Here is a 14,287-nt window from a genome sequence, read left to right on the forward strand (position 1 = left end):
TGTAAAACACTAAATTGTTATACATAAATGAAATGTTTGTTAGACAGGTAGGGGATAAAAATGCAAACAGATCTATTAAATATATTTTTCGAAGAGTCAGAAGAACATTTACAGTCGCTAAATGAAAATGTGCTAGTGTTAGAACAAAATCCTGCTGATATGGATGTTGTAGGAGAAATATTCCGATCCGCTCATACATTCAAAGGTATGTCTGCGAGCATGGAATTTACGGAAATGGCTGATTTAACGCATAAGATGGAAAATGTGTTAGATGAAATTCGTCATGGAAATATAGTTGTAAATGCGGATATTATTGATGTGATTTTTGAGTGCATTGATAATTTGGAGAAGATGGTTGCAGATGTGCAACAAGGTGGAATGGGCAATATTGATGTAGCCTCAACTAAACAGAAATTAGAAGCATTATTGAACGGCAATGTAGAAACTCCTACGGAACATATAGAGCAAAATCATATAGACACCGATGATGGAGTTTCGCATGAAGTGCATATAACAGTTGAACAGCAAGCGATTTTAAAAGCAGTACGTGCCATTATGTGTATTGAAGCATTGCAAAATGTAGGGAATATACAAAAAACAGCTCCGAGTATTGAAGAAATTGAAGCAGATGCTTTCGGATTTAAATTTACAGTATTTATGGATACGGATTGTAGTATAGAAGAGTTGAAACAAGTAGTACTTCATGTTTCTGAAATTGAGAAAGTGGAAGTAAAGCAAGGAGAACCTATATCGAAGGAAGTTGCTTCTAAAAAAGTCGTGACACAAGAAGTTGTGCAAGTAGAAGAAAAGCTACAACCTGCTGTGGTTACGCAAGTAAAATCACCGATAGAGGCAACGAATCAACCTTCAAGTACTATGCCAGCTAAAAGTACTACAAAAACGAAAAATGCTAAAGTGGAGAATCGTTCAATTCGTGTTCAATTAGAGAAAATCGAAAGATTAATGAATATGTTTGAAGAAAGTGTAATTGAACGTGGGCGCATTGATGAATTGGCTCAAACAATTCAAAACAAGGAGCTAATTGAACATTTAAATCGATTAGGCGATATTTCAAAAGATATTCAAAATGTACTATTAAATATGCGTATGGTGCCGATTGAAACTGTGTTCAATCGTTTCCCGCGTATGGTACGTATGCTAGCGAAAGATTTAGGGAAAAAAATCGATTTACAAATTACAGGTGAAGATACTGAAGTAGATAAAATTGTTATTGATGAAATCGGTGATCCGCTCGTTCATTTAATTCGAAATGCAATCGATCACGGTGTTGAAACTGTTGAAAAACGACGTGATGCAGGTAAAAATGAGACAGGTACGATTAAATTAGAAGCCTTTCATAGTGGAAATCATGTCGTTATTCAAATTACGGATGATGGAAACGGTATTAATAAAGGGAAAGTATTAGAAAAAGCGATTAAAAATGGCGTTGTAACTGAAGCGGATGCGAATAGATTAACAGATCGTGAAGTGTTTGATCTTATTTTCCAACCAGGATTTAGTACAGCTGAAGTTGTATCAGATCTTTCTGGACGCGGTGTCGGATTAGATGTTGTAAAACATACGATTCATAGTTTAGGTGGACATTTAATTATTGATTCTGAGGAAGGAAAGGGAAGTACATTTAGAATTGAACTTCCATTAACGTTGTCTATTATTCAATCTATGCTTGTTCAAACGAATGATAAGCGTTATGCTTTACCTCTTGGAAATATCGTTGAAGCAATTCGAATTAAGAGAGAAGACATCCAATCCTTACAAGGAAAAGATGTATTAAATTATCGTAATCAAATTATTGAAGTGAAACATTTAAGTACTGTATTTGGTGAAAAAACAGTAGATGAGGCGTTTGCGTCATATGATGGTCAAATGGTTCCTGTGTTAATTGTTCGTAACACACATCGCAGCTATGGACTTATTGTAAACACAATTATCGGTCAAAGAGAAATAGTCTTAAAGTCATTAGGTGACTTCTTTGCAGAGAGTTCTAACTATTTCTCTGGTGCGACGATTCTCGGTGATGGACGAGTGGTCCTCATTTTAAACCCAGAAGGTTTATAATAGGAATGAAGGAAAGCTCCCCACTTGTATACAATTGGGGAGCTTTTTGGCTAATCGTTACGAATCTAATAATGGGATACATAGTAACGTTTTATACTAATGAGTTTGCTAACATAAAATAAGAGTTTATATTATTTGATAGAAAAACAGAAATGAGGAGGCAGGGAAAATGCCTGAGCAACACACAAAAGGGGATACGAGCACGATTGTGCTAGAAAAAGAAAATGAGCATTTAACGCCCCAAGAATGCGATATTCTTGGCGAAATTGCAAATATATCATTTGGTTCAGCTTCGACTGTATTATCAACAATTTTAAATAGGCAAGTAAGCATTACTGCTCCTCGTATAGAGTTGGTAGATTTATATGATTCAAGAGATGTCGAAGTTCCACATGTTGTATTAAACATTCATTTTACAAAAGGATTAGATATGGAAAACCTTCTTGTTCTTAAACAAGATGTTGCATTGTCCATTGCTGATTTAATGATGATGGGAACAGGTGAAGTCGAGGACGGAAAAGAACTTGGTGAATTAGAGCTAAGTGCTGTACAAGAAGCGATGAATCAAATGATGGGATTCGCAGCTACATCTATGTCGGAATTCTTCCAAGATACAGTAGATATGTCTCCGCCGACGATTAAAGTTGTAAAGTTATCAGAAGAAATGGAGAAAATCTCTGAAATCGATGGGAATCATACGATTGTTAAAGTATCGTTTGATTTAAAGATAGATAATCTTGTAAACTCTAAACTTGTACAAATTGTTTCAGTTGAGCATGCGAAACAAATGGTAAATAAATTAATGCAATTATCTGGTGGAGTAGAAGAAACAGACGAACCAGCAGAAGTAGTGGAAACTGAGATTGTAGAAGAAGTTGAAAAAGAGCATTTAACACAAGAAGAGAAAGATGTGCTTGGTGAAATTGCAAATATTTCAATTGGCTCTGCTTCAACAGTATTGTCAACGCTTTTAAATCAGCCAGTTACAATTAGTACACCAAATGTGGAAGCAATCAATGTTCGTCATTATGATGGAGTACCAGTACCATTTGTTATTTTAAATGTCGACTTTGTTGAAGGGCTAAAGAATGAGAATGTATTTGTATTTACGAAAGATGTTGCCTTAACAATGGTAGATTTAATGATGATGGGAACAGGGGAAGTTGACCCAGAAAAAGAGCTTACTGAATTAGAACTGAGCGGTATTAAAGAAATTATGAACCAAATGATGGGTCATGCTGCTACGGCGATGTCAGAAATGTTTCAAGAAAAAATGGACATGACGCCGCCAAATGTTAAATTTGTAACGTTAAAAGAAGAAATGGAATATTTGGGAGAGTCAATGGAAGTGGACGAACTCGTTCAAATTACGTTCAATCTTGAAATTGGCGATTTGCTTCAATCGAAGATGTATCAAATTTTGCCAATTTCTGAAGCGAAAGAAATGGTAAGGCGACTTCTGTATCCAATGGTGGAAGAAGAAGAGATTGCCACAGAAGAAATTGAAGAAGAAAAAATTGTAGAACCAGTTGTGCAACCTATTGAATTTAAAGAAGTAAAACAAATGGAACCAGTATATATGGACACGTCCATTCTACAAAATGTAGAAATGAACGTGAAATTTGTATTTGGAAGTACAGTGAAAACGATTCAAGATATATTAAGTTTACAAGAAAATGAAGCAGTTGTGCTAGATGAGGATATTGATGAACCAATTCGTATTTATGTAAATGATGTATTAGTGGCGTATGGAGAACTTGTAAATGTAGATGGATTTTTCGGAGTAAAAGTGACGAAATCACTATAAGGCATTGAAATAGGAGTTTGAACTAGTAGATGAAAAACGTAAAGTTTTTTCTAATGAGTTGGCTATGCATACATGTATGCTTGTTCTTCCCCTTGCAAAGTCAGGCTGAGGAACAAATTGAGTCAGATCAAAAAATAAATGAAGTGAATGTACAAGAAGAAAATAAGGAATCTCAAGAATCGTCAGAGCAAGTGGAAACGAAGCAAGATGAAGAGAAACAAAAAGAAGCAGAACAACAAGAAGTAGTAAATAAACAATTGAGTGAAAGAAAGATAGAAACAGAACAGGGAATTATTACAGTAAATAAGCCGGAGCTTAAAGTTGGCGAAGAGGTGCGAATTGCTGTAGAACCAAATGGGAAAAACATTCAAAGTATGAAAGGTATATTGCAGTTACAAAAAAATGGGGAGCAATATGCGCAAGAAAGAATGTTATCTTTTGAGTATGATGAAGAAACGAAGAGCTGGGTTGCTAACTATAAAGCAGGGGATTTTGATTTGCAAGGTGATTGGAATCTTCAGCTCGTTCAAAGTTACAAAGAGAATGAGAAAGAGAAAGAAGAGCTCATAAAAAATGAAGTGAAAGTCCCGCTCATTCGTATTAAAAATGAAACGCCAACTATAGATAAAGAATTGCCAAAGTTACAGAAAGTTACTATTGATGAAGTAAAAGAGAACTTAGTTGAACGAAAACAGGGAGATTCTATACATATACGAGTAAAAGCGTCAGATATAGAATCGGTTGTAAAAGAAGTGCGCGTTACATTAAAAGGGAAAGAAAATAAAGAGCTTTCGTTTTTATTAGACTACAACAAGCATGATATGGATTGGCAAAAAGTATTTGAAATAACAGAAGCATTGACGGCTGGGCCATACGAATTGCTTGTAGAGATAATAGATGCAGCAGGTAATAAACTTGTTGAGGAAAGTGAATATACCATTTCTGTTTTGGCGCCAAAAAATGAAGATGATAAAAAGATAGAAGAGAAAGAAGATAAATTAGATAATAAACTAGAAAATGAATTAGAAGATAAGAAAGAAAATGAGAAGCAAGAAGATTCCAAAGTCAAAAACCCGATTCCAGAAGAAAATTTGCCAGTTGTTCAAATTCCGAAGCGAGATGAGAAAGTAAATAAGTTTATAAAAGAACCGTTGAAAGAGAAAGAGGAATTTACTTACGTTATAAAAGAGCCGTTCGAAGACAACAAGGAAGTACATAAGGCGAAGGACCAAAAAGAGAAAAATAACAAACAAGTTGCCTCTAAAAAGAAAGAACAAAAAGAAGAACCGAAAGACAAGAAAGAAGAAAAAGGTGAACAGGGAGTGCAAGCTTCTGATGTGTTTACTATCATGTCAGGTTTATTCGTACTGTTTTTAGTTTTAAAGAGTAATAAAGAATGGGGCTAATTATTTCATAGTAGTGGAGGCGCTTAAATGGAGATTAAACGTACGACAATTGAAGATAAGGCGTTACAACCATTAAAACAGCCTGCAGCTATTTCGGAGCATGAAATCCAGAAAGAACGAAAGCGTAGCAATTTAGTGTTTACTGGACAGTCTAAAATTATTTCGAAAAATAATGAAATAGGCATTTTACTTGCAAGTTTAAGTGATGGAAAGATTATGAAGGAAATGCTTTCTAAAGAGATGGATACAGTGTTACAACTTTTTAAAAAGTTACATACGTTATCTGGAGAAGGTAAGCAAACAGAAAAAATATTTGAACAAGTAATTAGAAGCCTACAAGGGCTTGTTAAGCAGGCGCATATAAAAGAACTTCCTTTGTTAGATGGAACATATGATTTCGCTGAAGTACAACTATCATTTGGTAGAAAAGTACATATTCCGTTACTAGATGTGAGTGCACTTATCTCTAGAGTGGAAAGTGATTCTTCAGAAGGAAATATAAATTTGATGGTAACGGTTATTACTGCTTATATAACGAAATTGTCTAACGAAACAATTTTAATTAGTGTTACAGACCGCATTGCTAAAGATCGGGATGTAAGTGTATGGAGAGCGCTTGCGGAAATGAACATGACACAATTATCACAGGCATTGAAACAAACGATGCAAGAACATAAATGGTCTATGACGCTTCTTTTTCTCTTTATATGGATTGTCGGTATTATTTTAATTCGAGTTATGTAAAAAGGTCGTCACTCCATTGTGACGACCTCTTTTATATTTTTTCGTAGAAGAATGTATCAAATCGCTGAAGATTGTAACGCTCGGGTGTTAAAATTTGTTCCGTACTACCAACAAATAGTACACCGCCTTTTCGTAAAGAACGACTAAATTTTTCGTAAAGTTTTACTCTTGCTTCTTCTGTGAAATATATCATTACATTGCGACAAATAATCAAATCATAATTTGTATCGAATGACTGCATTAAAAGGTCATGTTGTTTAAACGAGACGTTTTGTTTAATGTTTTGATGCAATGAATATAGATCATTTTCTTTTGTGAAATGACGTTCTTTCAAATCAGTAGGTAATTCCTTTAAAGAACGTTCTGTATATTGACCGCGTTTTGCGGTTTCTAAAATATGAAAATCAAGATCTGTTGCTTGAATTTCAAAACGAAATGGAGCAAGATGCTTCGATAAAATTAAAGAGAGTGTATACGGTTCTTCACCAGCAGCGCAAGCGGCACTCCATACCTTTAATTTTCCGCTATTTTGTTCGAGTAATTTTGGTAGTGCTTTCGACTCTAAAGTTTGCCATCGTTCTTTATTTCTAAAAAACTCTGAAACGTTAATTGTAATATAGTCAATAAAATTTAAAAATAAATTTTGATCAGCGCGTAATTTGTTTAAAAAATTAGTGTAGTTTTCGAAGCCTTTTCTCGAAATGAAAGCATCGATTCTACGGCGCATTCTATCTTGTTTATATGAAGCGATGTCCATATTGAATTGTTGTTTAAAACTCGCGATAAAATGATCATAATCTTGTTCAATTATCATATTTACAATGGGCACAATAATGATATTGTGCCTCCCCCTTTACATCATACGAATTTTTTGTTCAAAGCTTTTTTTCATTTGCTTTTCATGTAATCCTGGTAAATCATAAATGACAGCATCAATACCTGCTTCTTTTGCAACATCGACAGGGATGACAGATGTATGTTTGTCCCCATTATAAAAACAGAGAACTAAATCAGTGTCTTCAATAATTTGTTTAACAAAAAACATATAATCTGATCGGTAAATGGAGTCAGAAGGATGATCAAAAGCAACATATTCGGCTCCGTGTTTTTTTAAGTAATCAACGACTTCTTGGAATTCATCTGTAATTGCTTGCAATGGTTGTAGCGTGTAAAGGCATAAATTTTGAGCGAGTCTTTCATTCTCAACGAAAAAACGAAGAACCTCATTTTCAATAGATTTATAACATAATATGTAAATTTTATGTTTGTGAGCATAGTCAGTTAAAAAATTTTTAATTTCTTCTTGATCTAATGCTGTTAATTGATTTGAACCACAAAGGAAAATATTCATAGAATTGTGCCACCTCATGCTAAATTGTAACATATCTTTTATAAAAAATAACTGCAAAATATTACTGTTCAGAGTATAATTATAAATAACTGGATTTTACGATTAAGTTTAGGAAGAAATAAAAAAATAAATAGGTGATATATATGCTACGTTCTATCTCGCATAATCCAATTTTATCGCATATACCGCCTGCTACTCAAATGCCGAAAGAAGCAAATGTCAGAACAGGACTTGCATTTTCGGATAATTTGCATGCAGATCCGAAAAAAGATAAATTACTAGAACAAATGGAAGCGTTTGTCGATAATATTGGAGAAATTAAAGAGAAAATTGAAATGGAATTAACGCTTGATAATGTAATGGAATACAAAAATACAGTAAAATCATTTTTGAATTTCTACGTTGATAATGTATTGCAGTATAAAGATGTCATGTCTCGTCACCCACGTTACGGATATTCACAGAAAATGACGATTGTGAAACAGGCAGAAATGGGATTGAATGAATTAGAAGATGTTATGAATTTAATTAACACGAAAACAGGACATTTAGAAATGTTAAATCAAATTGGAGAAATCCATGGCTTAATTGTAAATTTAGTCTTGTAAAAGGAAGGAAGCTATATGTACATACAATTATATGAAAAGCTTGTTATTATACAAAAAGCGTATAAAAATATTCAAGCGCTTGGAGAGCAAATATATGAGAATTTAAAAAATAAAAATGTAAATGCAGTTCAAAAGTTACAAGTAGAGCAATTGCAGTACATTGATGGTTTAAAAGGGTTATCAAGCTCATTTGAAGAAATGGTTGTTCAGTTCTGTAAAGAACAAGGAGTTGAATCGTTTCGTGTAAGTGCGTTATTTTCGTATTTTTCTCAAGAAGAAATTGAAAAAATGAAAGAATTACAAAAAAACGCAACTGAATTAGAAGAGAATGTAAAAATGATTCTTTTGAAAAATCAATATTACTTAAACGTACTATTAAAAACTACAGAAAGTATTGTGGATTCTGTTTCTGAATATAATTTAGAGCGAAACAATAATTCGCAAATCTTTATGAACGAACTATTGTAAAGGAGAAGTGAAGCTTTATGAGATTATCTGATTATAATACACCGCTATCGGGCATGTTAGCGGCTCAAATGGGGTTACAAACAACGAAACAAAACTTGTCTAATATTCATACACCGGGTTATGTGCGTCAAATGGTGAATTACGGATCTGTTGGAGCAAGCAATGGTCATACGCCAGAACAGAGAATTGGTTACGGTGTACAAACGCTAGGTGTTGACCGTATTACTGATGAGGTAAAGACGAAGCAGTTTAATGATCAATTATCTCAACTCTCTTACTATAACTACATGAATTCGACTTTATCACGTGTAGAGTCTATGGTTGGAACGACAGGAAAGAATTCATTATCTAGTTTAATGGACGGTTTCTTTAATGCCTTTCGTGAAGTAGCAAAAAATCCAGAGCAACCAAACTACTACGATACATTAATTTCTGAAACTGGGAAGTTCACAAGTCAAGTGAATCGTCTTGCGAAAAACTTAGATACAGTGGAAGCACAGACAGCAGAAGATATTGAGGCGCATGTTAATGAATTTAATCGTCTTGCTGCTAGTTTAGCAGAAGCGAATCATAAAATTGGACAAGCAGGTACACAAGTGCCGAATCAACTTTTAGACGAAAGAGATCGCATCGTTACAGAGATGTCTAAGTATGCAAACATCGAAGTATCTTATGAATCTATGAATCCTAATATCGCGAGTGTTAGAATGAATGGTATTTTAACAGTAAATGGACAAGATACATATCCACTTCAATTAAATAAAGAAAAAGACCCAATGTCAGTTGAGATTTACGGTTCAGAGATCTCTGTAACTAGCGGGGCGATAAAATCAGCGATTGATACGAAAGCGAAGATTGTTGAATATAAAAAAAATCTCGAAGACTTAATGAGTTCGATGAAAAATCAAGTGAATACAGTGATAGGAAAAGATTTCTTCGTTGGAGATTATGCGAAGGATATGAAGTTAAATCCAGAATTCCAAAAAGATGTTTCGAAAATGAAAATGTCTGCTGAAACAGCAAATAAACTAGCAGCAGTTACAGATGACGATTATAAAGAAGGTCTTTCTTATAAACAAGCATTAGACCAATTTATAGTTCGTGTTGCATCTGATAAAAGTGCAGTAAATGGTTATCAAAAAATTCATGGCGACTTACTAGAAGGTATTCAACAAGAAAAAATGAGCGTTGAAGGTGTAAATATGGAAGAGGAAATGGTAAATTTAATGGCCTTCCAAAAATATTTCGTCGCAAACTCTAAAGCTATTACTACGATGAATGAAGTGTTTGATAGTCTATTTTCGATTATTCGATAAGTGATAATAATTGATTGGAAATATATAAGGAGGAGATAGAAATGAGAGTATCTACATTTCAAAATGCAAACTGGGCAAAGAATCAGTTAATGGATTTGAATGTGCAACAACAATACCATAGAAACCAAGTAACTTCAGGGAAGAAAAATCTTCTTATGAGTGAAGATCCACTTGCAGCGAGTAAATCATTTGCGATTCAACATTCATTGGCGAATATTGAACAAATGCAAAAAGATTTAGCTGACTCAAAAAATGTATTAACACAAACTGAGAATACTTTACAAGGTATTTTTAAATCTTTAACGAGAGCAGATCAATTAACGGTACAGGCATTAAATGAGCCAAATGGTGAAAAAGAATTGAAAGCCATCGGTGCAGAGATTGATCAAATTTTAAAACAAGTTGTATATTTAGCGAATACGAAAGAGCAAGGTCGTTATATTTTCGGTGGTGATAGTGCAGAAAAGTCACCATTTACAGAAGATGGTACGTACCAGGGCGGAAAAAATGATGTGAACTGGCAATTAAATGATGGTTATGAATTAAAGGCATTTCGTAACGGAGAAGCATTATTATCCCCGGTTATAAAAACGTTAAAACAGATGAGCGAAGCGATGCAAAAAGGTGACCAAAAAGCGTTACAACCGTTATTAGGAGAAAATAAGAAAAACTTAGATGGCATCATTAACCGTACAACTGAAGTTGGTTCAACAATGAACACAATGGAGACGTTTAAAACAATTTTAAGTGAGCAAAATTTAGCGCTTCAAGAAAACCGTAAAGAAATTGAGGATGTTGATTTAGCGGTCGCAATTTCTGACTTGGCATATATAAATGCAACGTATGAAGCGACGCTTAAAGCGGTTAGTACGATGAGTAAAACGAGTATTTTAGACTACATGTAATCTATAAGGAGTGAGAAAAATGGCAGGAACAACGATGACAGGTATTGGTGGTAGACAACAAATTTGGAACCTCGGAAATAATATGATCGATACTTCTAACTTCGTCGAATTAGAAATGAATGCTTTAGATATGAGGAAAACACCATATACGAAAGAAAAGAATGACCTTACAAATGATAAACTACTATATACAAGTTTAAAATCAGAATTTAGTTCTTTTACACAAACTTTTAAAAACTTAGCGGCTTTTAAAGGAAATGAGAAAAAAGTAACGACAACACAAGACGGTTATATTAATGTAAAAGCTGATGGTGGTGCGATTGCAGGAACTTTTAATATGACGATTACACAGCTTGCACAGCGTCATCAAATAGCTTCAAATGAAATTAAAGATATAAATGCAAAGCTTCCTAAAGATGAAACATTAAAACTAGGTGGTAAAGAACTAAAAGTAACAACTGATATGACATATAAAGATTTAATTAATAAGATTAATGATGGAGATTATGGCGTATCAGCATATACACTTGGAAATAAAATTTTCATGACCTCGAAAAAAGAGGGAACAGATGGACAGATTAAGTTTGAGGCGAACACATCTACACTATTTCAAGATATGGGTTTAGCTAAGGCGGATGGCACAGCGCTCAATACAATCAATGAAGCACAAAATGCTATGTATACTATTAATGGTATCAAAGGGGAAGGTTCTACTAATACAATTGAAGCTCTTCCTGGTGTGAAAATTGAGTTGTTAAAGGTAACTGAGCCGAAAGTAGAAGGAGCGCCAGATGCTGGTACAACAACAGATCCAAAAGCAAAAGGTATAGATCTGAAATTTACAGTAAGTGATTCAAACGTAACAGATGCATCGAATGTTATTAAAAAAATGGTAGCTGATTATAATAAAGCTGTTTCTACAGTAGATATCTTTGCTGGAAAAGGTGGAGCTTTCCAAGGTCAAGCTATTATGCAAAGTGTACGTCAGGCAATGAACAATGTCGTAACATTTTCTCAAGATGGCAATTATTTATTCACATTTGGTATTCAATTAAAGCAAGATGGAACGATGGAAGTTAATGATGAAAAATTAACACAAGCATTAAAAGAAAAACCCGATGCAGCGAAGCAATTTTTCTTTAGTTCTAACGGTTTAGGAAAAATGATGGAAGAACCGCTTGATAAACTATTCGGTGATAAAGGTGTGGTCGGCGAGAGAGTTAAAAACATTGACTCACGTGTAAGTGATTTAGATAAAAAGATTAAAGATATTGAGACGCAAAACTTGCAAAAGCAAGATGAAATTGTGAAGAAGTATCAAAAGCTAGAGAGTACATTGGCGGCGCTTGATAGCCAACTAAAAACAATTAAAGCAATGACAAAACAAAAAAGTGATGATTAATGAAAGTTGAGGAAGTGATCGTATGCAAGCATGGCAACGTTATATGCAAAATGATATTATGACGAGTAATCCGATTAAAAATACAATTTTTATTTATGAAAGATGTATTGTAGAGTTTCGTAATTTAGAAGAACTTTTACATACTTTTAAACTACAAGAAGGGGACGCACTTCTTGAAAAATTAGAACGTATTTTTGAAGAACTAAAACTTCAATTAAATCCTGAAATTACGAAAGATTTATATGATAGTCTCTATGGTTTATATGATTGGATTAGCATTCAAATTCAAACGATGAAAGTAACTCGTGAAGCGAAAGATATTGATGCAATTGTGAAAGTGTTACAAGATTTAATAGACGGTTACCGCGGAGCACTTGAAAATGAACAATGATATTTATCGGACGTTTGTCAGCTGTTTTAATGAAATCGGTGAATTGCAAGTGTCAGACAGAGAGTTTGCTGAGAAGAGTGAGATGTTAAATCGCTGGATGATGACATTGGATGAAGAAACGCGTGCGCAAGTTGCAGCAGAAGTAAGCCCGTTCATTATTAAGGCAGCTCAGCATATTCGGGATAAGCAAAAGATTTTGGAAGAAATGATTATGACAAATGATGGGCGAATGAAGGCTAATTCATTTTACGGTAAATATTAATAATAACGTTTGGAAACAGATTCCCCTTTTAAAAGGGGGTCTATTCCTTCGTTTACATAAAGAACTCCGCTGATTGAGGTTTCATTTTATGACTGTGATGAAAAAATAATAGTAATCTAAATAATAGAAAAATGGACTTTAGTTTGTAGTTTATATATTGAAATGTTCTATAGATTACTATGTGTATACAGTTTTTTGCATTCTTTTTTATATTTTTGTATTTTTCTAAAGACAACAATGAAAAAATGGAATAAAATATGTAAGGGTACATGATAGTAAATATTTTAATAAACGCATATAAGAAAATAAATAATGAAGTGAAACTTCTATCAGTGGATCATTACGTTAGAAAAGGAAGGGTGTGGAATATGCCAGATTTAGTGAGTGATGTAAGCCATTATATGAATTATTTAGTGACGAAACGAAATACTGTTTCTAGTAATATTGCAAATGCGAATACACCTGGCTATAAAGCACAAGATGTAACATTTGCTGAGCAGATGAATAAAAGTAGTGCCTTATATAAAAATAATGCGGCTGATTTAAAGAGCAATCCAGATTTATATCAAACGAATGAAATGCACTTACCGACAGTAAATACGAAAAATACATATGCAAAGATTCAAACAAAATCAATGCAAACGAATAAAGACGGAAATAGTGTGGATGTAACGACAGAAATGCTAGATTTAATGAAAGCAAATCAGTTATACGGTATTTCAATAAACGCAATTAATACACAATATGCAATTAACCAAGCGGCACGCGGACGTTAAAAGTAGAAGGAGAGACAACGGATGTTTCAGGCAATTAATGCAAGTGGCTCAGGACTAACGACAGCGAGAAAGTGGATGGAAGTTACTTCTAACAATATTGTAAATGCAAATACGACGGCGGCTCCGGGGGCAGATTTATATGAGCGTCGTAGTGTGGTGTTAGAATCAAACAATAGTTTTGCAAGTATGTTAGATGGGGCTCCTACTAATGGAGTAAAAATAAAAAGTATTGAAGCAGACAAAACGGAAAATTTAGTGTATGATCCGACGCATCCGCACGCAAATGAAGAAGGATATGTACGTTATCCAAATATTGATGTAACTGCTGAAATGACGAATGTAATGGTTGCTCAAAAAATGTATGAAGCGAATACGAGTGTATTAAATGCGAATAAAAAAATGCTTGATAAAGATTTAGAAATCGGCCGAGGATAAGGGGGAAAATCGTAATATGAAAATTCAACCAATGTTACATACACAACCATTTGGAGCAATTCAGTCAATTGGTGCACCGAAAACTTCTCAAACATCGGTAGCTCCGGAGAAAAAGTTTATTGATTTATTGGAAGATATGAATCAAACGCAAAACAATGCGCAAACAGCAGTATATGATTTACTAACTAAAGGGGTAGGAGAAACACATGACGTTTTAATTCAGCAAAAGAAAGCTGAGTCTCAAATGAAAACGGCTGCTCTCGTACGTGATAATCTTATTGAAAATTATAAGTCACTAATTAATATGCAAATTTAGGAAAGTGGACGGGTGTGTTTA

The 14,287-nt window shown here is 34.0% G+C and carries 16 protein-coding genes; 14 read left to right on the plus strand and 2 right to left on the minus strand.

What is annotated here, in order from left to right; genetic code table 11:
- Positions 1-60: 60 nt before the first annotated feature.
- From M1D73_RS08135 to M1D73_RS08150, 4 genes are all read left to right on the plus strand, one after another.
- Positions 61-2,079 carry a chemotaxis protein CheA gene (locus tag M1D73_RS08135; RefSeq protein WP_121868175.1) on the plus strand — a complete coding sequence of 673 codons (2,019 nt, stop codon included), beginning with the start codon at positions 61-63 and terminating at the stop codon, positions 2,077-2,079.
- A 169-nt stretch (positions 2,080-2,248) separates the two neighbouring features.
- The gene (locus M1D73_RS08140) at positions 2,249-3,886 is read left to right on the plus strand and encodes a flagellar motor switch protein (RefSeq protein WP_001115014.1); all 1,638 of its coding nucleotides are present in this window, start codon (positions 2,249-2,251) and stop codon (positions 3,884-3,886) included.
- Between the two features lie 29 nt (positions 3,887-3,915).
- On the plus strand, positions 3,916-5,292 hold the full coding sequence (locus tag M1D73_RS08145; RefSeq protein WP_121868176.1) for a transglycosylase: 1,377 nt from the start codon (positions 3,916-3,918) through the stop codon (positions 5,290-5,292).
- A 27-nt stretch (positions 5,293-5,319) separates the two neighbouring features.
- Positions 5,320-6,036, plus strand: a complete 717-nt coding sequence (locus M1D73_RS08150; protein ID WP_000403950.1) for a hypothetical protein — start codon at positions 5,320-5,322, stop codon at positions 6,034-6,036.
- Between the two features lie 31 nt (positions 6,037-6,067).
- Here the strand turns inward: M1D73_RS08150 and cheR are convergent, their stop codons facing one another.
- Entirely contained in the window at positions 6,068-6,850 is a 783-nt protein-coding gene (gene cheR / locus M1D73_RS08155) for a protein-glutamate O-methyltransferase CheR (RefSeq protein WP_000582879.1), read from the minus strand.
- Positions 6,851-6,889: 39 nt separating this feature from the next.
- Positions 6,890-7,387, minus strand: coding sequence for a flagellar motor switch protein FliG (locus M1D73_RS08160; RefSeq protein WP_121868177.1), 498 nt, complete (start codon positions 7,385-7,387; stop codon positions 6,890-6,892).
- A 143-nt stretch (positions 7,388-7,530) separates the two neighbouring features.
- Between M1D73_RS08160 and M1D73_RS08165 the strand changes: the two genes are divergently transcribed.
- The 10 genes from M1D73_RS08165 to fliE all read left to right on the plus strand — a co-directional run bounded on the left by M1D73_RS08165 (position 7,531) and on the right by fliE (position 14,266).
- Positions 7,531-7,995: a YaaR family protein gene (locus M1D73_RS08165; protein ID WP_000946323.1), complete on the plus strand. Its 465-nt coding sequence runs from the start codon at positions 7,531-7,533 to the stop codon at positions 7,993-7,995.
- A 15-nt stretch (positions 7,996-8,010) separates the two neighbouring features.
- A complete protein-coding gene (locus tag M1D73_RS08170) occupies positions 8,011-8,463 on the plus strand; it encodes a hypothetical protein (RefSeq protein ID WP_121868178.1) in 453 nt (150 codons plus the stop codon).
- A gap of 17 nt (positions 8,464-8,480) precedes the next feature.
- Positions 8,481-9,779, plus strand: a complete 1,299-nt coding sequence (gene flgK, locus M1D73_RS08175) for a flagellar hook-associated protein FlgK (RefSeq protein ID WP_121868179.1) — start codon at positions 8,481-8,483, stop codon at positions 9,777-9,779.
- Between the two features lie 41 nt (positions 9,780-9,820).
- Positions 9,821-10,684 carry a flagellar hook-associated protein 3 gene (locus tag M1D73_RS08180; RefSeq protein ID WP_001266403.1) on the plus strand — a complete coding sequence of 288 codons (864 nt, stop codon included), beginning with the start codon at positions 9,821-9,823 and terminating at the stop codon, positions 10,682-10,684.
- Between the two features lie 19 nt (positions 10,685-10,703).
- Positions 10,704-12,086, plus strand: coding sequence for a flagellar hook-associated protein 2 (locus tag M1D73_RS08185; protein ID WP_059303962.1), 1,383 nt, complete (start codon positions 10,704-10,706; stop codon positions 12,084-12,086).
- Positions 12,087-12,108: 22 nt separating this feature from the next.
- Positions 12,109-12,477, plus strand: coding sequence for a flagellar export chaperone FliS (locus M1D73_RS08190; protein ID WP_001149516.1), 369 nt, complete (start codon positions 12,109-12,111; stop codon positions 12,475-12,477).
- Positions 12,467-12,739, plus strand: a complete 273-nt coding sequence (locus M1D73_RS08195; protein WP_001058088.1) for a hypothetical protein — start codon at positions 12,467-12,469, stop codon at positions 12,737-12,739. Before M1D73_RS08190 ends, M1D73_RS08195 begins: the two co-directional genes overlap by 11 nt.
- A gap of 317 nt (positions 12,740-13,056) precedes the next feature.
- Entirely contained in the window at positions 13,057-13,515 is a 459-nt protein-coding gene (gene flgB / locus M1D73_RS08200; protein WP_370445031.1) for a flagellar basal body rod protein FlgB, read from the plus strand.
- 21 nt (positions 13,516-13,536) lie between these two features.
- A complete protein-coding gene (gene flgC / locus M1D73_RS08205; protein WP_000484680.1) occupies positions 13,537-13,950 on the plus strand; it encodes a flagellar basal body rod protein FlgC in 414 nt (137 codons plus the stop codon).
- 16 nt (positions 13,951-13,966) lie between these two features.
- Positions 13,967-14,266 carry a flagellar hook-basal body complex protein FliE gene (fliE, locus tag M1D73_RS08210; RefSeq protein ID WP_000701670.1) on the plus strand — a complete coding sequence of 100 codons (300 nt, stop codon included), beginning with the start codon at positions 13,967-13,969 and terminating at the stop codon, positions 14,264-14,266.
- The last annotated feature ends 21 nt before the right edge of the window (positions 14,267-14,287 follow it).

The sequence above is a fragment of the Bacillus sp. PK3-067 genome (genome assembly GCF_056738645.1).

What these genes read in the sequence shown, in the direction of transcription:
- M1D73_RS08135 (WP_121868175.1), top strand. Translation starts at nt 61, where the DNA reads ATGCAAACAGATCTATTAAATATATTTTTCGAAGAGTCAGAAGAACAT.
- M1D73_RS08140 (WP_001115014.1), top strand. Translation starts at nt 2,249, where the DNA reads ATGCCTGAGCAACACACAAAAGGGGATACGAGCACGATTGTGCTAGAA.
- M1D73_RS08145 (WP_121868176.1), top strand. Translation starts at nt 3,916, where the DNA reads ATGAAAAACGTAAAGTTTTTTCTAATGAGTTGGCTATGCATACATGTA.
- M1D73_RS08150 (WP_000403950.1), top strand. Translation starts at nt 5,320, where the DNA reads ATGGAGATTAAACGTACGACAATTGAAGATAAGGCGTTACAACCATTA.
- cheR (WP_000582879.1), bottom strand. Translation starts at nt 6,850, where the DNA reads ATGATAATTGAACAAGATTATGATCATTTTATCGCGAGTTTTAAACAA.
- M1D73_RS08160 (WP_121868177.1), bottom strand. Translation starts at nt 7,387, where the DNA reads ATGAATATTTTCCTTTGTGGTTCAAATCAATTAACAGCATTAGATCAA.
- M1D73_RS08165 (WP_000946323.1), top strand. Translation starts at nt 7,531, where the DNA reads ATGCTACGTTCTATCTCGCATAATCCAATTTTATCGCATATACCGCCT.
- M1D73_RS08170 (WP_121868178.1), top strand. Translation starts at nt 8,011, where the DNA reads ATGTACATACAATTATATGAAAAGCTTGTTATTATACAAAAAGCGTAT.
- flgK (WP_121868179.1), top strand. Translation starts at nt 8,481, where the DNA reads ATGAGATTATCTGATTATAATACACCGCTATCGGGCATGTTAGCGGCT.
- M1D73_RS08180 (WP_001266403.1), top strand. Translation starts at nt 9,821, where the DNA reads ATGAGAGTATCTACATTTCAAAATGCAAACTGGGCAAAGAATCAGTTA.
- M1D73_RS08185 (WP_059303962.1), top strand. Translation starts at nt 10,704, where the DNA reads ATGGCAGGAACAACGATGACAGGTATTGGTGGTAGACAACAAATTTGG.
- M1D73_RS08190 (WP_001149516.1), top strand. Translation starts at nt 12,109, where the DNA reads ATGCAAGCATGGCAACGTTATATGCAAAATGATATTATGACGAGTAAT.
- M1D73_RS08195 (WP_001058088.1), top strand. Translation starts at nt 12,467, where the DNA reads ATGAACAATGATATTTATCGGACGTTTGTCAGCTGTTTTAATGAAATC.
- flgC (WP_000484680.1), top strand. Translation starts at nt 13,537, where the DNA reads ATGTTTCAGGCAATTAATGCAAGTGGCTCAGGACTAACGACAGCGAGA.
- fliE (WP_000701670.1), top strand. Translation starts at nt 13,967, where the DNA reads ATGAAAATTCAACCAATGTTACATACACAACCATTTGGAGCAATTCAG.